The sequence below is a fragment of the Arcicella aurantiaca genome (assembly GCF_003148625.1).
GTDB lineage: Bacteria > Bacteroidota > Bacteroidia > Cytophagales > Spirosomataceae > Arcicella > Arcicella aurantiaca.
In genome coordinates this window covers 91,988-116,226 of record NZ_QGGO01000017.1, presented here as the reverse complement: position 1 = coordinate 116,226, position 24,239 = coordinate 91,988, and the positions used below count along the sequence as shown (strand labels likewise).

The 24,239-nt window shown below is 35.3% G+C and carries 11 protein-coding genes; 3 read left to right on the top strand and 8 right to left on the bottom strand.

What is annotated here, in order from left to right; translation table 11 throughout:
• Together LV89_RS24920 and LV89_RS15910 are read right to left on the bottom strand one after the other, a co-directional pair.
• A partial coding sequence (locus tag LV89_RS24920) for a transposase (RefSeq protein ID WP_146199179.1) occupies positions 1-326 on the bottom strand: 326 nt, incomplete at its 3' end.
• A gap of 1,001 nt (positions 327-1,327) precedes the next feature.
• Positions 1,328-3,778 (bottom strand): glutaminase family protein, encoded by a 2,451-nt coding sequence (locus LV89_RS15910; RefSeq protein WP_109743907.1) that lies wholly within the window; start codon positions 3,776-3,778, stop codon positions 1,328-1,330.
• A 319-nt stretch (positions 3,779-4,097) separates the two neighbouring features.
• Here LV89_RS15910 and LV89_RS15905 point away from each other — a divergent pair, with 319 nt between their 5' ends.
• On the top strand, positions 4,098-7,250 hold the full coding sequence (locus LV89_RS15905) for a ligand-binding sensor domain-containing protein (RefSeq protein ID WP_146199178.1): 3,153 nt from the start codon (positions 4,098-4,100) through the stop codon (positions 7,248-7,250).
• A 40-nt stretch (positions 7,251-7,290) separates the two neighbouring features.
• Entirely contained in the window at positions 7,291-8,106 is an 816-nt protein-coding gene (locus LV89_RS15900) for a response regulator transcription factor (protein ID WP_109743905.1), read from the top strand.
• A 55-nt stretch (positions 8,107-8,161) separates the two neighbouring features.
• Here the strand turns inward: LV89_RS15900 and LV89_RS15895 are convergent, their stop codons facing one another.
• The 6 genes from LV89_RS15895 to LV89_RS15870 all read right to left on the bottom strand — a co-directional run bounded on the left by LV89_RS15895 (position 8,162) and on the right by LV89_RS15870 (position 22,034).
• On the bottom strand, positions 8,162-10,564 hold the full coding sequence (locus tag LV89_RS15895) for a TonB-dependent receptor (RefSeq protein WP_109743904.1): 2,403 nt from the start codon (positions 10,562-10,564) through the stop codon (positions 8,162-8,164).
• A gap of 41 nt (positions 10,565-10,605) precedes the next feature.
• Positions 10,606-11,736: a DUF4249 domain-containing protein gene (locus tag LV89_RS15890; RefSeq protein ID WP_146199177.1), complete on the bottom strand. Its 1,131-nt coding sequence runs from the start codon at positions 11,734-11,736 to the stop codon at positions 10,606-10,608.
• A gap of 158 nt (positions 11,737-11,894) precedes the next feature.
• The gene (locus LV89_RS15885; protein ID WP_109743902.1) at positions 11,895-13,442 is read right to left on the bottom strand and encodes an FG-GAP repeat domain-containing protein; all 1,548 of its coding nucleotides are present in this window, start codon (positions 13,440-13,442) and stop codon (positions 11,895-11,897) included.
• Positions 13,443-13,660: 218 nt separating this feature from the next.
• On the bottom strand, positions 13,661-16,984 hold the full coding sequence (locus LV89_RS15880; protein ID WP_109743901.1) for a VCBS repeat-containing protein: 3,324 nt from the start codon (positions 16,982-16,984) through the stop codon (positions 13,661-13,663).
• A 123-nt stretch (positions 16,985-17,107) separates the two neighbouring features.
• The gene (locus tag LV89_RS15875; protein ID WP_109743900.1) at positions 17,108-18,802 is read right to left on the bottom strand and encodes a RagB/SusD family nutrient uptake outer membrane protein; all 1,695 of its coding nucleotides are present in this window, start codon (positions 18,800-18,802) and stop codon (positions 17,108-17,110) included.
• A 7-nt stretch (positions 18,803-18,809) separates the two neighbouring features.
• Positions 18,810-22,034 carry a SusC/RagA family TonB-linked outer membrane protein gene (locus tag LV89_RS15870; RefSeq protein ID WP_109743899.1) on the bottom strand — a complete coding sequence of 1,075 codons (3,225 nt, stop codon included), beginning with the start codon at positions 22,032-22,034 and terminating at the stop codon, positions 18,810-18,812.
• A gap of 355 nt (positions 22,035-22,389) precedes the next feature.
• Here LV89_RS15870 and uvrC point away from each other — a divergent pair, with 355 nt between their 5' ends.
• On the top strand, positions 22,390-24,201 hold the full coding sequence (uvrC, locus tag LV89_RS15865; protein WP_109743898.1) for an excinuclease ABC subunit UvrC: 1,812 nt from the start codon (positions 22,390-22,392) through the stop codon (positions 24,199-24,201).
• Positions 24,202-24,239: the final 38 nt, after the last annotated feature.

The following is a 24,239-nucleotide window of genomic DNA, read 5'->3' as shown; positions in this document are numbered from 1 at the left end:
TTGGCATTGGCTTCCCATTTAGAACCATCTATGTACAAAGTATCTAAATCAATATAGCCCAGTTCCAACAACATCAATAACACTTCTTTGAAAACCGTATCGACCATCGTTTCCATTTTATTACTCCGAAAATCACATAAAGTCTTGAAACAGGGGTGTTGATTACCTGATAACCAAATGAAATTTACGTTCTCTCGCAGGGCTTTGCATAATCTACGACTCGTATAAATACGCTCACAATAACCATATATCCATATCTTTATCATCATCTTGGGATGAAAAGCGGGACAACCAAAATTGCTGTAATAGTCCTCAAAATACGACATATCTAATTTTTCGATACAATCGTAGGTTTATATTCACGATGAAATTGCTCAGCGGAGGTTTAATATTTGGTTATTTCACCTTCTGATAAATCACTTTTATACTACACAAAACCTCTTGAATAGGTATCTACACAAGAGATTTAAAATCAAAATGTATGGTTTTTAACAGGAAAAACTTGCGTTTGGGCAAACCAAATCTTCTGACGTTATTCAATACACGTCAAGTAAAAGATTTCGTTTGCTGAATTGCTTATGAAGAATGATTTACGTCAATACTATTTTTAAAGTAACAGGTCTTTGAGAGAGGTAATTTTATGGGTTTTAAAAGTGTTAATGTGGCTAATGTTTTTTTAAACGACTTCATAGATTGTTTTATAATTGAGCAACAGTTTGGCAAAATATTAAGCTTGATAAGTACCCTAAAATGGCTACTTTAAATACAATAATTCAAGCATTCAACCTCTTTGAATTATCATATTTTTACTTCAAATATTATAAACAAAATTAGACGTATATTTTTTTGTGGTTTATTCACATTGTATCATTATTTCAACAAAATGTTTCATTTTATCAAGCATCGGTAATTAAAGTAATATTTCAAAAATGTGTCAAAATGACGCTTTAGAGAATAACTAAGTATCCGTTGAAAATTGATATGTGTTTGATTAATAGTAAGTTTCAAGACTAATTGAATTGGTGTATCCATTTCATTCCAACTTCCAACTTCATAAGCATTTGGAATAAATAAATTGATATTGTGTAGGGGTGTATAGCATACGCCCAAAAGGTCGAGATGTGGGCGTATGCTATACGCCCCTACGTCATGATGACAACATTTATATTATCAATTAATTTGTTCTTTTTACTTATATTGAAAAGGGCTTTAATAAAACCTTGTCTCTCAAAATAACTCCTAAAAAAAACCACTGATAGTGAGTTATCTCCATCAGTGGTTATTATTGGGGAACTATAAATTATTGGTAAAATTCCTGTTTTAAGGATTATTTATTTTTAAATTTTTGTTCTAAAACTTTCATAAAATAGCCTCCTACAACACTTCTTGCCTGAAAACCAACCATTTTACCTGTCTTTGTCTCATGCCAGTCGCTAATGGGAACTCTTGATGACGTTTTAGTGGCATAAGTGTACATCGGGTTAATAAATGCGTTAAAATCTTGAGGATTATTAGCTAAGACTGAAGTCCAAATTACCCAATCAGATTTTGTATATGTAGCACGGCTATCAAGTGGCAAACCAAATTCATTTTGTTTGGTTAAGTAATATTTAATCTCCGTTTCAAATACTTCTTTCGGGAAATAATTAAGATTCATTACTTTATCCCAAACCAAATTATACTTCTGACTCCACGTTCCTTTTTTATCGAAAGTCAAGGCGTAATGGTCGCCATCTTTTGCCATTTCTATCCACTTAGACACAAACCCTTTTGTGATAGCATCATACTTTTGATACGTTGCCGTTTCGCCTAATTCTTTTGCCAATTGTGTATAAGTTTCAAGAGCTACAATTGCTTTTGCTGAAAGGTTAATATTACGGGCAAGGTGACCTGCAAAATCATCCGTGCAAAGCTGATTGGCAGGGTCAAAACCATCTTTTGCTAAGAAATCCGCCCAAATATTCATCGTTTTCCAATGTTTTTTAGCATAGTTATTATTGCCTTCAGCTTTACAAATTGCTGCCGCCAAAATCATCATGTTTCCACATTCTTCCACAGGCATATCTTCGCCGTAGGTTTGTCCATTGGCAAGCGGATACGTACCTAAGTCGTGGGCAGGAAATGGTTTTGCCCATTTTCCACTTTCACTGTAATAAAATATTCCATTCAACATTCCTTTCATTAAATCAGGATTGTAAATTAGGAATAGAGGTGCTGACGGATAGGTTACATCTACGGTATTGATAGAGCCATTACTAAAATTTTCTTTTGAAAGGAACAAGATTTCACCTTGTGGACTTTTCACTAATTTATGAGCTGAGATACTTTGACGATAAGCCAATTCACATAGTTTTGCGTATTTTTCTCCACCAACTTTCAAGGCATCATTATAAATTGTTTGGTTGATTACTTCACATTTTTTAACGATTGTAGAATAATCTTTTGACGCTAAAGTTAGTTGTTGCTCAATGGTTGACCCATTCTCTTTCCACCAAGGAAGAAGGTTCGTTCCGAAATATTGAATAGCATATAAATCGTCATAAGCAAGCATAATGACCTGTTCTTTCGAAGTACTTGCCACTTTACCCATATCAGCTATCGTATTCAACATCAAGCGTTTACCTGTTGAAACGTCAGATATTTCTGTTTGAAAAGGATTCTGAACGTCATTCGTAGAAATTGATTGCTTTACGTTTGCAGAAGTTGGCGTTGCTACGTACATATATCCCCAATCAATGCGGAGGTCGTCTCCTTTTTTCTTTAAAATTGGTTGCTCAGTAGTTCCAGCTTTCAAAATGCTCAAATTATTATTGGTATATTTTTGAGCCGATATTGGTTGCGAATCGTGATTGGTAGCAATATCAGTTGAAGCCCCCAAATACAATTGAACAGCGTGAGATGCTCCATCATTTGATTTTACTTTAGCACTAATATACGACACTGGACGAGCCATAATATCAAGGTCGTTTATCAACAACGGAGAAGTAAAAGTTAAGGATAAATTCACTTTTCCACAGGCAAATTCATAAAGCGTTTGCGTAGCATTCAGTTTCACACTTTTCTGCTCTGCCATTTGTATTTTAGTATCTGAAACAGGAATATTTTTCTCCACAATGCCAACATCTAATAATGCTTCACCACCTGTATTGATAACATGAATGGCAAAAACATTTTTTCCTTTTTTCAATTTACTTTTTACCTCATTTGTCAGCGGTAAATAGAGATATTTTCCTGCACAACAACCTGCATCATAAATTAAATCACCGTTGAGATACACTTTTACAATATCATCGTGTTGTAGTTTTAGGAGTGGGTCTTTAAAATTGAGGTTGTCGAGTGTAAATTCACGACGCATCCAAATATTTTTAGATTTCCATAAAGTTTTAGAAACGCCCTCTCTATTTCCGAAAGGAGCAACGCCATTTTGCCAATTAGCATCATCAAAACTTGGATTTTTCCAGTCGCTTGAAGGTTCTGTTTCGGTATATTTTGCGGCATAATTTACGTCATCACCTGCGGGTAATATATTTTTGTATCCAATGCTTTTGGCACCCATAAAACGGTAAATTGTTCCATCTACTTTTAGCATTCCCATTAAAGAATGGTCAGTGCCAGACCAATGTTTTGTGGGAGAGTCATTAAGTTTGTCGGACGTTGACCAGATGCTGAAATAAGGGTCATGGGTGATAAGAGGAAAAGCGGGAGCTTGTGTATTTTGGGAAAAAGAGAAGTACGCTACTTGAGACAAAATAAGTGCTACTAAAAATATTTTTTTCATTTTTTGATTATTAAATGCTGATTATTACGATAAAATTTAAGAAATGTGGGGCTAAGGCTAACCCCACCTTCTTTCACTATACCCAATCTTTATTACTTAAACTTTTACTAAATTTTGACTCAAAAAGAGTTATATTTTTATTTTGACTTTTAATCATTATCAGAATACATCACAAAATTATGCTTTCATTTCTTGCCAAATGATTCAAAAATTATCATTATTTCCACATATTGTTTCATTTTATCTCGGTTGAGTAATATTATCTTAACTTTATGACACAATTTTCACTCCACTATCAACCAAATCCACCAACAGACTTTTGAAAAAATATCAACATATTTCATTGCTAACGAAAGCCTTTATCATTGTTCTATTTTGTACTTTAAAAGCGATGGCTCAGCCCTACTTTTTTAGGCATTATCAGGTAGAAAACGGTCTGTCAAATAATGCCATTTATTGCAGTACGCAAGATAAAAAGGGATTTATGTGGTTTGGAACAAAAGATGGTTTAAACCGTTTTGATGGCTATCATTTCAAAACTTATAAGACTGAAAATCCTAAATATTCATTTCATACAGATTTAATTTACTGCATTTCTCCTGATAAAAAGGGAACTTTGTGGGTGGGCAGTTCTAAGGGTTTATTCTACTTCGATTATGAAAATGAAAAGCTCATTCCGCTGATAGATACCCTCAAAGAAGTGAAGTATATTCAGATAGATAACAACAATCAAATTTGGTTTATTTCAGCTTTTACCTTGTGGAGATATAATTTTAAGACTAAAAAATTGGTCGAATTTCCGATGGCAAAATACTTCCCAGCCTCCTCACTTTCAATGGACGAAAATGGACAAATTTGGGTGGGAACACGAGATGGTTTTATTCAAAAATTTAATCATCAGACACAAAGTTTCCAGAAATATGATGTTTTTGCACATTCGGGAAAAGTGCCTTCAAAATTGATTCAGACGATTTTTTGTTTGGGAACAGAAACCATTTACGTCGGTACGGTCAATCAAGGTTTAAAGAAATTTCATATTCCAAGCGGTACTTACGAAGACGTTTTAATTTATAGCAAATCAAACAATGTTATCCACGTTCGTGATATAAAACCATTTTTCCCAAATGAACTTTGGCTCGCTACCGAATCTGGCATTTTCATTCTCAATACACAAACGCATCAATTTACCAATATCACCAAAAAATTCCTCGACCCATTTTCATTAACCGATAATGCCGTTTATTCACTTTGTAAAGACAATGAAGGCGGTATTTGGGCAGGAACATTCTTTGGCGGCGTTAATTATTATTCTAAACGTAATTCATTATTTGAAAAATACTTTGCCGATAATTCATCTAAAGCCCTGAGTGGCAATGTTATCAGAGAAATTTGTCCAGATAAATTTGGGAATATTTGGATAGGAACAGAAGATGCAGGTTTGAATAAATTGAACCCAAAAACAGGAATAATCACCCAATTTATCCCCAATGCGGGCAAATACAGTATTGCTTATACCAATATACAGGGCTTACTAAATGTTGGCAATGATTTATGGATTGGAACTTTTGAACATGGACTCGATATCATGGACATCAAAACGGGAAAAATTAGAAAGCACTATAATGCAGGCTTAGGAAAATATGATTTAAAGAGTAACTTTATTATGAATATTTACCAAAACAAGGCTGGAGAGATTTTCGTGGCAACGGCTCGCACATTGTCAAAGTACAATCCTAAAGTAGATGGTTTTGAATTAGCCCAAGAAATACCCTATACCAACTTTACAACCTCTGTATTTGAAGATAAAAAGGGGCTTTTGTGGATTGGAACAAATACAGGGGTGTTTTCATATAACCCCACTAACAAGCAAAGATGTCATTATTATAACGACCCTAAAAAACCACATTCATTAACCAATAACGATATTAATGGTATTCTTGAAGATAGCCAAGAAAATTTGTGGTTTGCAACAGAAGGTGGTGGCGTTTGTAAATTAGATAAAGACCGTAAAAAGATAACTTCACTGACGATGAAAGATGGGCTTCCAAGCAATTTTGTTTTGAAGGTTTTGGAAGATAACAATAAAACTTTTTGGATAGCGACCTCTCGTGGATTAGCCAATTATAATCCTTTTAGCAAACAGATTATTACTTATACCATAGATAACGGTTTATTGAGCGACCAGTTTAACTACAATTCAGGGTATAAAGACCAAAACGGCAGAATATATTTTGGAAGTATTAAAGGAATGGTCACTTTTGACCCACAAAATGTTTTACAGGCAATTGTGAAAGCACCCATTTATATTACTGATTTCAGAGTAGAAAATAAGGAGCAAATCATCGGGGATAAAAATTCGTTTTTACCAAAGTCAATCATTTATACCGATGAAATTACGTTACCACACGATAAATCTTCATTCAGTATTGACTTCACCGTTTTGAGTTATTATTCTCCCGAAATGACCTCTTTCAGCTATTTTATGAAAGGTTTGGATAAAGAATGGACAGAAATTAAACCCAATCGTAAAGTCTATTTTACCAATCTTTCTCCAGGGAAATATATATTCAAGCTAAAAGCTTCCATTAACGGTAGCCATACCCCTGCTGAAAAACAATTAGTTATCACCATTTTATCGCCTTGGTGGGCAACTTTAGGAGCATACATTTTATATTCAATTATTTTTATCGCCATTGTTTATAATGTGTTTGTGAGTTATCATATTATTATTCAAGACCGAAAAGAGAAAGAAGTTTACGAAGCTAAAATTGACTTTTTTACCAATTTGGCTCATGAAATCAGAACTCCTTTGACCCTCATAAAAGGACCAATTGAAAATTTATTAGAACAAGTAGATGACATTCCAGAAATAAAAGAGGACATAGTTTTGATGGACAGAAATACCAATCGGCTCATTCTGCTTGTATCACAAATTCTGGATTTTAGAAAAGTTGAAACCAACAGTTTTAGCATTGATTTTAACCGACTGAATGTTTCTCATTTACTGAAAGAATCATATCAGAATTTTTCGCCACTTGCCAAAAAAAGAAAACTTGAATATACCATTGAGTATCTCCAAGAAGACATTTATGCTTTTGTTGATGAAGAAGCTCTCAATAAAATTTTCAGCAATCTTTTCAACAACGCTATCAAATTTGCTTTGAAGAAAGTGGCTATTAGAGTTTTGCCCATTACAGAAGATGCCATCAATTATACCATTGAATTTGAGAATGATGGACTAAAAATTCCTTTAGAGAAAAAAGAGAAGATTTTTGAGCCATTTTATAGATTAAAAGAAGCAAAACAAGAAGGAACAGGCATTGGTTTGGCTTTAGCACGTTCACTGACGCATTTGTTAAATGGCGATTTGTACCTAAAAGCAACCACAGATGATTCTATCGTTTTTGTACTGATTCTACCAATTAATCAAGATAGAATTATCGTAAACCATTCGCAAAATCATCTATTTTAGAAATACCATTACTTTTGAAACCAAAAACTATCGAAAAATTATGTTACCAACCATTTTACTTGTAGATGATAACGACGAGATTCTGGATTTTTTAGAAAGAATGCTCAGGCAAAAATATACCATTTTGAAAGCTGAAAATGGCACAGAAGCCCTCGAAGTACTTGATAAAGAAACCGTTCAATTGATTGTTAGTGATGTGATGATGCCCGTAATGGATGGGTTTGAATTTTGCCAAAAAATCAAAAGTAACTTTGAATATTCGCACATTCCCGTGATTTTATTGACTGCTAAAAACAGTATTCAATCAAAAGTACAAGGCTTAGAATTAGGTGCAGATGCCTACATCGAAAAGCCATTTTCAAAGGAACATTTGCAAGCTCAAATTGCCAGTTTATTGAATAACCGTAACATGATTCGGGAATATTTTGCCAGTTCGCCACTTGTGCATATTAAGAGTATCGCCCATACCAAAGCCGATGAATCTTTCTTAGAAACCTTGCATGATACCATCAATAAAAATCTTGAAGATACCGATTTGGATGTGGAGAAATTAGCTCAAATCATGAATATGAGTCGTATAACGCTTTATCGAAAAATTAAAGCGATTTCGATATTAACGCCCATAGAATTAATCAATATTACCCGTCTAAAACGGGGAGCGGAATTATTAGCAGAAGGGAATCATCGGATTTTTGAGGTGTCTTACATGGTTGGTTTTAGCTCGCAAAGTAATTTTGCTCGTAATTTTCAAAAGCAATTTAACATCACTCCTTCCGAATTTATGAACTCAAAAATTTTGGATAAAGAAGAAATTATCAATAATGCTTTAGATTTAAAGACCGTTTTTTTTAAGTGATTTTTAGATTATCCAACTTTAAAAAGTTGGATAATCTAAACCAAGAAGGTCATTTTTACATAAATTTGAAATTATAAGTCAATGACGGAATTGCAGAACCAAATATCGTTAATTGATACGCATTAATTGTTTTTTCAGATTTTAGATAAACTGAGTACGCATTTTGACGGGCATAAAGATTATAAATTCCGAATGTCCATGAACCCTCCCAACGTTTCTTCGTCATAGATGGATTTCTGATTGTCCATGAAAAATCAAGTCTGTGATAATCGCTGATTCTCTGGTTATTTCTTTCTAAATAATACGGATATTTCACTTCATTATACTGCACGTATCCTTCTGGCACTGTAAAAGGTCTTCCTGTATTATAAACAAAAGTAAACCCAAATTCATGGTGTCCTCCTTGCGATATACTCACGGTGGCATTAAAACTATGTGGACGGTCGAAGTTGGTTGCATACCAATTTCCGCTATTAATTTGTTCTCCAAAGCCCTGTCCTGCATTGATTTGATTCAAAGCTCTTGAATACGTATAGTTAATCCAACCCGTTATTTCTCCTTTTTTCTTACTAACCATCAACTCCAAACCGTAGGCTTTTCCTTTGCCTTGTAGGGTTTGGGTTTCAATAAATGGCTGAAAAACAAAGTCAGCTCCGGGTTTAAAATCCAGCACATTTTCGGTACTTCTATAATATCCTTCCAAAGAGAATTCGTATATATTATTGGCGGAATTTTTAAAATATCCTGCCGAAATTAACTGACTTACTTGTGGTTTTATATAGTTATTACTCATCGTCCAACGTGATGTTGGCAATGGCGTTGTGGTATTAGAAACAACTTGTAAATATTGTCTCATCAAGCTATATCCAACCTTTACCGACGAATTGTCTGTTAGTAAATATTTGAATGAAATTCGAGGTTCAAAACCGCCATAATTAGCAAAAACCTCTCCTGATTTATATTTTGTGGAATCAATTACATTAATATCATTGAGCGGTAACGATGGTTTGTAATTTCTTACGGTGGCAGCCCCCAAAGCCATATAATGCGAATATCTTAGTCCAAGTGATAAACTCACTCGTCTATTAAGAGCAATTTCATCTTCCAAAAAGATACTTGATTCTAAGCCTCTTTCTTCTGGAATAGTTATCGGATTTACGCTATTTGACGTTCCTGGATTTAATTTACCTGGGTTAATTGAATATAAAATTGAGCTTATTCCTCCTTCAAAATGGTGCTTGTCGTTAGGCTGATAACTAAGACTTGATTTTAACTGTTTGTAAACAATTCCAGATTCGATATTAACGGTATTTGATGAGTTCAACTCAGGTAAAAGCGTTTTAGGCTCATAATCTGTCAAGATGGCTGAGGTCTGAATATTCAGCTTTGAATTGAAAGAATGAAACCATTTCACGGACGCATTTTTTGTTGAATACGCATATTGTGTGCTGGTTGCGTTTACGTTACTAATTGTTCCTAACAAATCTGTTTGGAAAAAATCATTGCTCAAATAACCCGAAAACGTTAAAGTATTTTTAGCATTCATTCTGTAAAAAACCTTCGTTACCAAATCATAGAAATTAGCTCTGATATTCTGCAATTTGGGAGGACCTAATTTGAAGAAGAAATCATTATACGAAGCTCTCCCCGAAACTAAAACAGCCATTTTATCTTTGATGATGGGTTGTTCTATTGTCAAACGATTGGCAACTAAACTGATTCCACCAGTCGCTTTAAATTTATCTAAGGACGGATTCAATAAACTTATATCAATCACAGACGAAACCCTTCCGCCAAAGCGAGACGGAATTCCACCTTTGTATAAATCTAAGCCTGCGGTGGCATCTGGAGGGAAAATTGAGAATAAACCAAATAAATGCGTTGGGTTAAAAATTGGGGTATCATCCAAAAGAATTAAATTTTGGTCGGTTGTTCCTCCTCTGATATTAACACCGTTGGCAGCTTCTCCCACAGAAGTAACCCCAGGAAGCATTTGTAAACCTCTCAAAACGTCTGTTTCTCCCATCATTGCAGGGATTTTCTTGATGGTTTTGATACTTAACGGCGTTACACCTAATAATTGGCGAGAAACGTTTCCACCACTTCCACCTTGATTATTGACAATGACTTCATCTAATTCTTTGGCAACATTGATTAAACTAACCGAAAATTCTATGGTTGAACTTTTAACATTTATTCTTTTTCGGAATGTTTTGTAGCCCAAATGGCTGATGGTAATTCCATATTCACCTTGTGGAAGATAAAAGGTATGCACACCGTTTTCACTCGAAGAGAAATTGGCTCTTTTGAAATCAATTTTGATAACAATATCTTTAAGTGGCGTGTTGTCACTTGAATCTTTTACGGTAATCTGAATCAGAGAAGACTGTTGTTGTGCGAAAATTCCGCTACCCATAAAAAGCAACGAAATGAGTATTAGTATAACTTTTGAGTTCATGCCATATTTTGGATTAGAAATATTTGAAAGATTGAGACGCCTTACTGCCAACCATCTGGTTTAATAGGTGTTCTGGTCGAACTGGCAGTACAAGGGGCAAAAGGTGGTCTTGAGGTATCAGCAGTAGCATTTTCTTCGGATATTTCGTGCCCTAATATTAATTCGTAAGGCGATTTTGCGTCTTTTCTATCAATCCAATAATTGTTCTTTTGGATAGACACAACCCCAAAATACCCAACTATTTTTTCACTCGGCGTGGTGATATTTTTAATATTTCCGACAATTCCTGCGGGCGGTGTATCAGCCAAACCACCATTTGACTGTGTTTGTGCTTCAAGAATTTTGAAATACAAATACATTTCTGGAGAAATACTAATTTGTTGGATTTGTATTAAACAACCCGTAGGACTATAAGTAGGAATTTTTGCAATCAATTTTCCTTTAATCAGCTGCCCATTTGAAGCTACGTCCGAAAGTACATTGACTTGTTTACTCTTAAAAATAGAGAAACAATCGCCCGCACATTGATAATCGTAATAAGCCGTTCTGTTAAAGTTGGCAAGTGGAATAGTACACGCACCTGTTTGTACACTATACTGAGACTTTGTACAGGTGATACAAAAACCAAGTCTTTCAAAGTGAGTATAACGCCATAAATAGTAGTTTTTCTGCTCGGTTGGGTCTTGCGTATCTAAATACACTTCATTGGCAGAAAGGAATTTCTTACCGTCTTCAGACAATACACTTTGAGCATTGAATATATCATAAACCTTTGCGATTGCTGGCGTGGGTGTTATTTTCTCTGGAGCAGACTCATAATTTTGTCCGTTGGGAAGGCTAAATTTCAGAATATATTTATGCTGAGTATTTATTCTAAAGGTTTTTGGAGGTAAAAAACCACCCTTTGGTTGTTCTATCAACTTTGTCTCCTCATTGGTATCTACATTCAAGACAGATGCCTTCACAGAAGCGATTGGAACAATTCTTATCGCCTCATTCTCAAAATTTGAATATTGAATCTTGATAGTATCAGGTTTTACAACATCGTCAGTAAGGAATCCTTCAACTACCAAAACACTATTTTTCTGATTAAAATCCAGCGAATATGGGTCAATACAGCTCATTGCTCCAAGAGCAACAAACAGACAAAAGACATAATTTATAATTTTCACGTTGATAATTTTGGGATATAGTTAAAAACTGTTTGAGTAAGTGGCTATTAGTTATTTAAGAACTGCTAAGGTGCTTTTTTCAATTTATTATATTTCATAGTCAAACTTCCCAAAAGTCTTTAGAACTTTTGGGAAGTGAATCGGCTAACACTTAGAAGCTATTTAAAATGTTTATTTTCTAAAACAAGTACGGCTGGTGGACTTTTTCCTTTGAAACTTAGCCCTTCTAAACCCAACATTCCACCTCTCAAAAACGAACCGAGAATAATATCATCATCGCCGTCTTTATCCATATCGCCAACGTCCATCACCATCCATTTCCCAGATTTTGCTTCTTGAATCGTCGAAGCATCAAAAGTCATGTTGCCTTTATTTTTTAATAGTAAAAAGCCTTCATTCGGTTTTTGGTCGAGAGCGGTGAAAAATGAAATAGCCGCAATATCTAAATCTCCGTCCATGTCAAAATCAGCCGCTAAAGCTTTAGATGCTCCATACATTGGATAAAAATATCCTAATTTGAATGCTCCTTTACCGTCATTCAAAAAGATTCTTATGCCATGATAAGCTTTCAAAGAAATCGACAAATCTGCGTTATCTCCGTTGGTATAAAGAATATCCGTGAATCCATCTTTATTAAAATCTACCAAACTGATAAAACTTGAGCCATAAACTGATGAAAACTGAAGAATTTCCTTTTCCTCAAACTCTCCTTTTCCTTTATTATAAAAGATAGAAATTCCTTCTCTTGCTTGGGTCATTAAAACCACAATATCAAGCAATTTATCATTGTTCATATCTTTCAAATAAGCAACTCTTGCCCCCGGTAATGCTTTCAATAGGTGAGGCTTCATACTTCCGCCTTCGTACCAAGTTAAGTTACCAACTTCATTCCCAAAATTGCAGATAAGAATATCTTCTACGGAGTCTTGATTCAAATCTCCATAACTCATTTGTACAGGTCTTTTGAGGCTGTCTAATTGCTTAGAAACTTTCTTGGTTTTATCGACTTGCGTAAGTGTTCCTCTCGATTTTTCGCTTGGGTCCATGATTCCCATCGACAAAATACTGAGTGTTTCTTTTTGGGGAGCAATATCCGAAACCGCACTTTGAACCGTTATTGAATCTGTTTTTAACAGTTTGGCATTATATTTTTTAATGAAATTGCTAAAGCCTCGCCAAGCCACATATATTTCTTGCGACTCTGGATTGAATTTCACTAAAGTTACTCTTGGTGGTTCGTCGCCCCATACTTTCAAGGGTTTTACGTCAAAATCTGTTAAACCAACTTTTACTTTTGGTTTATCATCTTGCTTAATTGGATTTTCTGGAGCGTTATCGAGATAATATTTTTTTATTTTCTCCCAATCTTCCATCGCTAATTGTGGATGTTCGGGATAAACGCCTTCTGCCAAAATGAGTTGCATTTCGTCGGCATCTACATTGGCAAAGAGTTTAAAATAATCTTGGTCAACACCAAGTCGATACGCCATTTTGGGAAGTACGCCTTTTTCCCATGTTTTTTTATCCAACATTGTAGGGTCAGGCACTTGATGACAACTACCACAATAGGTTTGAGCCAATACCTTTCCTGATAAATTTTGCGGTTTGGGTGGCGTATAAGGCTCTTTTTTAGGAGAATTATTACAACTATATATCAATACCACTACAACCAATGGCACTATTATATTTCTAAATGATAAAAACATTTTCAATTATCTTTAAAATTTAAGACTCTGATTTACAGAAACTTAAAACACTTTATTTAGAAGCTTTTGAAACTTTTGGTATCTTTTGAAAATTTGTTTATTTTTAAAGAGGTCGAAGCAAATTTTTGACATATAGCAGAGCTACATTGAAAAAATTTAATGAAGACATCTTTAAATAATAGACAATTTACATTGGTAGCGAAAGTTTAAATAGCTTCTTACTGAAATATCAACACAGAAGCATCATTACGAGCTATGATTAGTTTTTTATCCAACCATATAGCATCTCGCACTTCCCCTTTTACCCCAATTCCAGAATTGACTGAAGATTTATAGACAAACTTTCCTTTTCCAATACCCTTGAAATATCCGCCATTAAAACTGTCATGTCGTCCCATTTCAGGTTTTAATCTGTAAAAATTACCTCCAACAAAATAATCCGTGATTCCATCTTTATCAAAATCGCCTGTTTCGATAGCAAAAATTGGAGACATTTGGGCCTCATCTTGCAAAGATTCTAAAACCAAATCTCCCTTCTGATTTAGTAAAACGGAAGACGAAAAATTAACCACTCTTTTTTGTATTGCTTTCTCTAAAAGTTTGTTATCAAATAAATCTTTCACTTGCTTCTGAGCAAACTCTTGATATTTCAGACTTGTCTTTTTAAGAGCAGGCATTTGAGCCGTCAAATCAGCTTTACTGGCAAAAGGATAAGGTTTTGAATCCTCTTGCGTAAACCATTCCATCACAACTTCTGGTCTTTTATTTTGGTCAAAATCATACACATACAAGTTTAATGGTTTTTCAAGGCTTGCTTTTAGTTTGATATTTTGTCCCCAATTACCAAGCATAAAATCCATATCGCCATCGTTATCAATATCACTCATTTTAATGGTATTCCACCATCCTTCACTATTCGGAATGATGAGTGGTTTCACAAATTCGCCACTCTCGTTTACAAAAACAGTAATCGGCATCCATTCACCCACAACAATTAAATCGGGTAATTTATCAGCATTAATATCAGCCCAAACGGCATCAGTGACCATTCCAATTGGTCCTGTAAATTCATTGGTAACATCCGTAAAATGACCTTTTCCGTCATTTTGTAACATGAAACTTCGTGGGTTCAAACCGTATCCACCTGGCACTGCCTTTCCACCTGCAAAAAGGTCGAGGTCACCATCATTATCATAATCACAAGGCTTAATACAACTGATTTGTCCCTTTATCATTGGAGCTTTACTATCTTGTTTTGTAAACTCTCCTTTCCCATTATTTTCGTAATAAATAGTAGTAAAACCTGCAATTCCAAGTTTATATTCATTGCCACCACAACCCACAATAAAGTCTAAATCTCCATCTGTATCAGCATCAAATAAAGCTCCCGAAATATGGTCAGATAGGTTTTGAGCCATAAAAGATGCTTGTTTACTCTCAATAAATTTACTTCCGTTATTCAAAAACAACTTATCAGTACCATCTTTTGCTCCTAATAAAATAAAGTCGTTTTTCCCATCTTTATTAACATCACCTTCAATTATTTTAGGACCTTCCGCAGAAAGAACGTGAGGCATCAGTCGGTCAGAATCAAAATCAACGTATTTGTTCTCAACATGAGTGGCATCTGCAATTATTTGATTAGAAATTTCACTAAAAACTACCTGAGATTTAATACTTTGAGGATTATAAATGTCTTTGGCATTTTTATAATCAAGCGTCAGCGTTGCATTACTTTTTACATTTTTAAGCACTTGCGTTTTCAAATCTGTCCAAATAATTCTAACCGAATCAATGGCAGTATTATTCCCAAGTCCAAAAATAATATCAGAGTCAACCGAACTTTCAAATCCTCTCGACGACATACTTTGAGCCATCTGCACATTCCCTTTTTGATATAGTAAAACCGTAGAACCAATACCAAATTTATTCTTTTCGCTTCCAGACAATTTGAACTTCACAAAAGCATTCTTTTTCTCTTCTACGGCATTATTTTGATAGATAAAAGCAGGCATATTGACATTATTTACCACCAAATCAAAATCTCCATCATTATCCAAATCTCCATAAGCAGAACCATTGCTATATCCTTCTTGGTCAAGATTTAGGCTCGATGTCAAATTCTCAAAATGTAATTTTCCTTGATTAATAAAAGCGTAGTTTTTTCTTTTATTATGGGGTAAAAACTTTACAAAATCTCTAAAATCATACTTTCCTTTTTCCTCTACAATTTTTTTAACTTCGGAAGGGTCTGCAATAAAATCGACAAAATCAGAATCTGTAATATCATTATAGACACCGTTGCTTACAAATAAATCCTTTTGTCCGTCCAAATTCATGTCAAAAGCCAATGCCCCCCAACTCCAATCAGTTGCAGCCACGCCTGAGAAAAAAGCAGTTTCTTGAAACGTCCCATTACCATTATTGACCTGCAAACAATTCTGAAACATTTGGTTATGATACCCATTTCTGAATCTATAATCTGCCAAATAATAATCGTCAAATTTGGTTGCTGCTTTCAAGCGTTGATTATCAGGCGGAAGCATATCTGTACTAAAAATATCCAAATGACCATCATTGTTAATATCTGCCATATCCGACCCCATACTCGACAATGAAGTATAAGCCATTTTCTCTGGCAACATTTCTTTAAATCGTGGCGACGAGCCGTGTCCATTTCCTTGATTTATGTAGAGATAATCTCGCTCCCAAAAATCATTTGAAATATAAATATCAGGGTATAAGTCGCCATTGACATCCCCTACTGAAATTCCTAATCCAAAACCAATATCACTTGAAAAAATACCTTCTTGTTGAGTAACATTTACAAATTTACCATCATCATTACGGTACAATCTATCACCACCTTCTGCCTTTTCATCAAACTTTTCTCGCCCAGTCAATGCAATTTTATCGGGCGATTTATAACTATCATTCAATACATAACAATCCAAATCTCCATCTAAATCATAATCAAAAAACGAAGCATGGGTTGTACTTCCTGCATCATTCAATCCATATTCTTTTGCTTTTTCGGTAAAAGTAGGCACGCCACCTTTAGTCGTTCCATTATTGATAAAAAGCTCATTCTCTTTATTATCCTTCAACACTCCTCCCGAATAACACACATAAATATCCAGAAAACCATCGGCATTTACATCTGCCATTGTAACGCCTGTACACCATGATTTTTTCCCTTTTACACCTGCTTTATTAGTAATATCTTCAAACTGTAAAGTCGTTTTTTCTCCTTTACCTTTATTAAGATATAATTTGTTATCACTCATATTGGCAGTAAAATAGATGTCTTTCATGCCATCATTATTGACGTCTCCAATAGCAACTCCTCCCCCATTATAATAATTTCGATAGGTTAAGACATTGAAATTTTCTTGGTCTTCAACTTTATTTTCAAAATCTATCCCTGTCTCACTGGTTACCAACAGTTTGAAAGGCTCAATATTTGCCGTATCATTTGGTTCTGATTTTTGGCAAGCATTAAGACCAATTAGGGCTACAAAAAGTAGAAAATGTAATTTCATATTTGATAAAAAAGATTCGATGAGCTCACATCAAAGATAATAAAAAAACAGTAGCGACCTGTAAGTCGCTACTGTTTTCATGAAATGTCAAAGATTAAAAACATTGACACATAAACCCAAATTTTAATATCCAGAATTTTGCTTAAGTACGCCGTTTGATTTAAGAATTTCAACCGATGGAATAGGCCAAGCATCATGCTTGGCAGCCACAGGTTGCGCTTGACTAAGAATCGAAACCAATTTAGACTCACGAGGAACATAGTCAGCCATTACTGCTGCGTAAACACCCCATCTTTGCAAGTCGAATACACGGTGTCCTTCCAAAGCAAGTTCTAATCTTCTTTCTGTTCTTACAGCTTCACGAGCAGTAGCTTGGTTTGTCCAAGCCGCTGTGTATTGGCTTACTGCATATTTACCCCAAGTAATTTCTGGAGCATTAATAGCCACTTTCACGTTAGTACCAGCACCTTGTGTACAGTTACCAGCACGCTTACGAATTTGGTTTACATAACCTCTGGCTTTTTCTAAAGAACCTGATTCTACTTCACATTCAGCAGCCATCAAAAGCACATCAGCATAACGCATCAATGGGAAGTTCAAAGCAGAAAGCTGAGTACCAGTCCAACCACCCGCAAGCGTAGGATTGGCTTTGAGTTGAACGACTCTTTTAGGTGAATACCAACCTTGATAACCTTGACCACGAATCCAGCTATCTTTGTGTGCTCCCCAGTCAAGATAAGGAACGTTTGTACGTCCTGCAGTATATTCTACTCGTGGGTCAAGTACATCAGCATCACCTGCTAAAATTCTTCTCAATGCTACTCCTTTAGTTGGCATAGGAAGTCCATTAGCATCCACTTTGAAAGCATATACTAAGTCATGAGTAGGCTGTTTGAAGCCACAACAACTTGTGAAGCTATCGCCATGAGGAAGACCCAAACGTTCAGAATTATTAGCATTTTGTCCACCTGCATCACCATCATTTACTGATGCCTGTACCGAGAAAATATTCTCGCTGTTGTTTTCTGTACTCAAGTTAAAATTATCATAGATACAGTCAGACAATTTGTATTTACCACTGGCAATTACCTTATTGAATTCTATTAATGCCCCTGGATAATCTTTATTATACAATTTTACCTTACCCAAGAAAGCAGTGGCAATCGTTTTGTCAGCTCTACCAGCAGAAACTTTGTCAGCATCCAATAAAGATATAGCTTTTTCTAAGTCAGCAATAATCAAAGGTATCATAGGCTTATCATTGGGCTTATTGAAATCTTTGTCTGCTTCTGTAAAGTAGGGTGCATTCTTGAATACTTTGTACAACTCAAAATGGAAATAAGCTCTCAAAAAAATTGCTTCTCCTATGGTTCTATTTACAAACGTTGTTTCAGAAGGATTAGCTTTCAAAAAGTCATTTGCAGTATTAATAGATGAATTAGCACGGTTAATACCCTCGTAACACGAAAGCCACTTATTGCTAAATGAACTTTCACCTGGATTCCACTGGAATAATTCTATTGCCAACCAAGCATCACCATCTCCTGCTTCTGAACCTTTGTGGACTTCATCAGCTGCCAAATTATATACCCAGTTTGAAGGAGCAGCACCCCAAGCATTTCCACCAGCACCTATCCAACCCGAAAGGCTGTGATAAGAAGCAATTAAAGTAGCATTGACACCACTTTTACTACCAGCCAACAGTGTATTTGAAAGAGCCGCTTGTGGAGGAGTATCCAAAAAGCTGTCTTTACAAGAGTAAATACCTATAGTAGCTACCAAAAGGGCTAAAATTGATTTTTTAAATGAATGTTTCATATTTTTTTTAGAATTCTAAATTAAGACCAATGTTGAAAACTTTGTTTGACGGATAGTTACCATTATCAAAGCCCATGGCGTTATCATTAACTGGATTGTTTCTATCAGACCCAATATTGGCGTTTGAGATAGCGGGGTCAGCACCAATATAACCCGTAAATGTCAATAAGTTTTGACCTTGTATATACACACGAGCTTTGCTAATACCTGCTTTGCTAAGAAGGTTTGAGGGCAAAGTATAGCCTAACTGCAAGTTAGTCATTCTCACGTAAGTACCATCTTGAATATAGAAGGTAGAAGCATTCGCTGACGAACGGTCCACTTGATTGATTTTTGGATAATTGCCTGTTCCTTGTTTTTCAAGAATGTCTTTCAATACGTTGGCGTTGAAGTTCATGAAATATGACTGAATCCAGTAACCTGTAAATATTTGGTTTCCAAACGAACCAAACCAGAATGAATTAAAATCAAAATTTTTGTATTTCAAACCGATGTTCAAACCGCCCGTTAAACTTGGGTGAGGATTACCATTAACCGTAATATCGTTTTCATTAATTACGCCATCGCCATTTACATCCTTAAATTTCAAACCACCAATGGCTGCAGCACCCGTTCCAGTATGCTTTTTCAATTCAGCATCAGTCGTGATAAGCCCTTCAACTATGTAACCATTGAATGATGAAATAGGATAACCTACTTTGTTGATGATTGAGGTTGTTGAGCCTGGAATACGGCTATTTAAAGCAGTACCATCTGATGGATAGAAGAAGTTGGCATTATTGGATACCTTCTGAATTTCATTACGATAATGACTCAAATTCATGCCAAGATTTAGGCTAAGGTCTTTAGCAATATTCTTGCGATAATTAATACTCAAATCCCAACCTGTATTCAACATAGACCCTACATTTATAAAAGGAGGTGAAGCAACACCAGCGGTTCCAGGCAAGGCAGGATTATACAATAAGTTTTCGGTATTTCTTGAATAAATATCTAATACTACGTTGAGAGTATTGTTGATAAACGAAGCATCAAAACCAAAGTTTTTGTTTTTAGAAGTCTCCCATTGAGTATCTGGGTTTCCAAAAGACTGAAGTGAATAACCAGTTGCTGCACTACCATTTGCTCCATTGATGTCATAGAAAGTAGTCCCTACCGCTCCACCATAGATACTGGCAAAGTTATAGTTTCTGATGCGTTGATTACCCAATTCACCATACGATGCTCTCAATTTCAAATCAGAAATAAACGTCAAGTCTTTCATGAATCCTTCTTGTGAAATTCTCCAACCCAAAGATAATGCAGGGAATACGCCATAACGAACGGAAGATAAGAATTTTGAAGAACCGTCACGGCGAATAGTTGCCGAAATCAAGTATTTATCATCGAAAGCATAATCAACTTTGCCAAAATATGAAGCTAATTTAGATTCATATCCCGTTGATGAAACTGACCGTGAAGCAGGGTCTCCCAAAGCAGTATTCAAATACCAAGCGTTGATATCGGCAGTAAAGTATCCAGCTAATTGTCCGAATATATCTCTATAATCAGTGGCAACTGCCTCTTGTCCTGCCAATATACCCACAGAATGTTTACCAAAGTTTCTGTTGAATTGTAAAGTATTGGTAATATTCCAGGTAGTGGTCTGTGTCCAAGATTCGTTGAAGATTGAACCTGCCAACGTTTTCACACCCTCAGCACGATAAGGCTGTGGATAAGTGAAAGAGCGTCTCCAAGTTGTTCCAATATCTGCACCTAAATTTGTTCTAAACTTAAGCCCATCAATGATTTCAAATTCACCGAAAATATTACCCAACAATCTTTTACCCGTATCATTGTTGTTACTATTGTCAATCAACACTTGGGTTGGGTTAGTGAAGTTACCTGACTGAGCAGAAAGGTGACCAGCAGGTCCTCCTTTGATATCATATACTGGAACTACTGGTGTAGATTTGATTACCTCACCAATAACCCCAAATTCGTTGTTGTTACCACCTCTGGACGAGATACCTACGCCCCAATTAGCAGCATACATGATATTCTCACCAACACGTAACCTCTTACCAATTTTGAAACTCGAGTTGGCACGAATGGTAGCTCTATTAAACTGAGTAAGATTAAGAATACCTTCTTGATTCAAATATGAAGCTGAGATGTTGTAGTTAGCCACATCATTACCTCCTGTAACATTCAAACTCTGGTCTATCACTTTGGCAGTTCTTGTAATTTCTTTCCACCAGTTAGTACCCGTTTTATTCGTCTCAGTGATTTGGTTGTTCAATGGGTCATAAGTAGATGGGTCATAATTACTCACCCCGTTAATTAATGCGGGTGAATTCTGAATATACTGGCTGAGAGCTCCTGGCGTTTTAGCATACCATGGAGTATTAGCTGCATCAGCTTGAAACTTAAGTCTGATTGCCTGAGCATAGTATTCTGATGAAGTGTTCAAAACTTCATCGTAACCTTTTACAGCATTCGCTAATCCAAAGCTACTGTTGAAAGAAACCTTAGCTTTTCCCGACTTACCTTGACGAGTTGTAATTACGATTACGCCATTAGAAGCACGAGAACCATAAATAGAAGAAGCCGAAGCATCTTTCAATACTTGGATAGTCTCGATGTCATTGGGGTTAATCGTATTTTGGAACTTATCCTCAACAGGTACACCATCAATCACGTAAAGAGGGTCGTTGTTGGTAAACGAACTAATACCACGAATACGCACGTTTGTTGCATCGCCAGGAGAACCAGAAGTCGAAATGTTCAAACCAGAGGCTTGACCTGCCAAATTTTGGATAAATGAAGTGTTTTTGACAGCTTTGAGGTCTTCAGTGTTCACAACTGTAACAGCACCAGTAATGTCTCTTTTACGAACAGTTTGGTAACCTGTTACTACTACTTCATCTAACGCTGACACATCATCACTCAATGTTACATTTACTGAAGTCTGTGAACCAACACTTACTTCCGAACCCTTGTAACCGATTGCAGAAAAAACTAAAACATCTTTTCCCGATTTCAGGCCGATTGCAAAATTACCGCCCGCATCTGTCGTTGTACCTGTTTGTGTACCCTTTAAAAGGATAGAAACCCCAGGAATTCCCTGTCCATCAGCACCTGTAACCTTTCCAGTCACACGTCTGTCCTGTGCTAAAGTTAATAACGTACTCAGGAGAAATACGCCTAACAAAAGCATACTCTTCAAAGGAGAGTAAAATTTTGTGTTCATAATAAAAATTGGGTTTTTAATTGAAAAAATTTGACTTTTGGTTGAAAATCATCATAAAGGTAGAACTTCGTTTCTAACAAAACAAATGAAAAGCATTAGTTAACTACTATTTTTTAGACGTAAAATACTATGTTTTAATAATTTAAAGCCAAAAAAAACTAAAAAAAAACTTTTTAAATTTACTCACAGTAGCTCTAAGGCTATTTTTGTATGTAGTATATTTGAATTATTTTGGCATTCAAACAATATACCTTACAACACAGGATAATCTTTTGACAAACCATTATTCAATTCCTTTTTATATTAAATCATAATTTCACAACAATTACTTCATCATTGAACATATCCTAATTCTATGACAACATTTGACTATAAATCAGCCTTAGCAAAAGTCCCTGAAGAACCAGGAGTATATCGGTATTTTGACGAAGAAGGCACAGTCATTTACGTCGGTAAAGCAAAGAACTTAAAAAATAGAGTTAGTAGTTATTTTGCCAAATCAAATCAACACGACCGTAAGACTAAACGCCTGGTCAGCCAAATCAGAAATTTAGAATTCACCATCGTTCATACTGAATTTGATGCTCTGCTTTTAGAGAATACACTCATAAAAAAGTACCAACCTAAATTCAACATCTTACTTCGTGATGATAAAATGTATCCATTCATTTGCATCACTAATGAACCATTCCCTAAGATTATTACCATCAGAAGAGTTGACAAAAAATTAGGAACTTTTTTTGGTCCTTTTGCCAATTTAAAAGTGATGTATTCTATTCTGGATATGTTTAAACAATTGTACAAATTCAGAACTTGCAACCTAAACTTATCGGAAAAAAATATTCAAGAAAGGAAATTCAAAGTATGTCTCGAATATCACATTGGAAATTGCAAAGGACCTTGTGAAAACTTACAAAGTGAATCTGATTATTTAAAAGAAGTTGACCAAGCAAAAAATATATTAAAAGGGAATATGGGTCTCCCACGCCAATATTTTGAGGAAAAAATGCTGGATGCTGCCAGTAAATTAAATTTTGAAGAAGCTCAAGAGTTTAAGGAAAAATTGGCGTATTTGGTAAATTTCCAAAGTAAATCAACCGTTGTTAATCCCAATATCAAGAATGTCGATGTCTTCTCAATTGTATCCGATGAAGAAGCCATTTATTTTAATTTCATGAAGGTTCAGAATGGATTTATTACTCAATCTCAATCTTTAGAAGTAAAGAAAAAATTAGAAGAAACGGAAGAAGATATTTTAACCATGATGGTTTGGGAAATGCGAGATAAATATGAAAGCGATGCCAAGGAAGTAATTACTAATATTCCGCTTTCGGTAGAATTAAAAGGGGTCGAAAATACCATTCCACAAATTGGCGATAAGAAAAAGCTTTTGGATATGTCGCTCAAAAATGTGCTATATTTCCGTAAAGAAAAAGCAGATAGGCAAGCATCTGAAGAAAGTGCTGGAGATGCTAAAATGCGTATTTTACTTACTTTGAAAAATGATTTACAGATAAAAACGATTCCGAAACACATAGAATGTTTTGATAACTCCAATATTCAAGGAACAAACCCTGTTTCAGCAATGGTTTGTTTTAAAAATGGAATGCCTTCAAAAAAGGATTATCGTCACTTTACCCCTCGAACAGTAGTTGGACCAAATGATTTTGCCACGATGTACGAAGTTATCACCAGAAGATATACTCGTTTATTGGAAGAGGAAGCGGCATTACCCGATTTGATTATTGTGGACGGTGGCAAAGGTCAATTGAGTTCTGCCAGCGATGCCCTCAAAGCTCTTGGTTTATACGGTAAAGTTCCGATTATTGGTATTGCCAAAAGATTAGAAGAAATTTATTTTCCAGAAGATAGCATCCCCTTATACATTGATAAAAAGTCTGAATCGTTAAAATTAATTCAAAGGCTTCGAGATGAGGCTCACCGTTTTGGCATTACCAAACACCGAGATAAACGCTCTAAAAATTTCATCATCAGTCAATTAGAAAGTATTGAGGGAATTGGGAAAAATACAGCAGAAAAACTATTAAAGCATTTTGGAACGGTAAGCAATATTTACAAGGCAACGCCCGAAGAATTAGAAACATTATTAGGAAAAGCTCGTGCTTTGAAAATTAAACAACAGTTAGAAGAAGTAGGTGGTCAATAAATAAAAAAGAACGTCAAATTGACGTTCTTTTTTATTTT

What these genes read in the sequence shown, in the direction of transcription:
- LV89_RS15875 (WP_109743900.1), bottom strand. Translation starts at nt 18,802, where the DNA reads ATGAAACATTCATTTAAAAAATCAATTTTAGCCCTTTTGGTAGCTACT.
- LV89_RS15880 (WP_109743901.1), bottom strand. Translation starts at nt 16,984, where the DNA reads ATGAAATTACATTTTCTACTTTTTGTAGCCCTAATTGGTCTTAATGCT.
- LV89_RS15870 (WP_109743899.1), bottom strand. Translation starts at nt 22,034, where the DNA reads ATGAACACAAAATTTTACTCTCCTTTGAAGAGTATGCTTTTGTTAGGC.
- uvrC (WP_109743898.1), top strand. Translation starts at nt 22,390, where the DNA reads ATGACAACATTTGACTATAAATCAGCCTTAGCAAAAGTCCCTGAAGAA.
- LV89_RS15900 (WP_109743905.1), top strand. Translation starts at nt 7,291, where the DNA reads ATGTTACCAACCATTTTACTTGTAGATGATAACGACGAGATTCTGGAT.
- LV89_RS15910 (WP_109743907.1), bottom strand. Translation starts at nt 3,778, where the DNA reads ATGAAAAAAATATTTTTAGTAGCACTTATTTTGTCTCAAGTAGCGTAC.
- LV89_RS15895 (WP_109743904.1), bottom strand. Translation starts at nt 10,564, where the DNA reads ATGAACTCAAAAGTTATACTAATACTCATTTCGTTGCTTTTTATGGGT.
- LV89_RS15885 (WP_109743902.1), bottom strand. Translation starts at nt 13,442, where the DNA reads ATGTTTTTATCATTTAGAAATATAATAGTGCCATTGGTTGTAGTGGTA.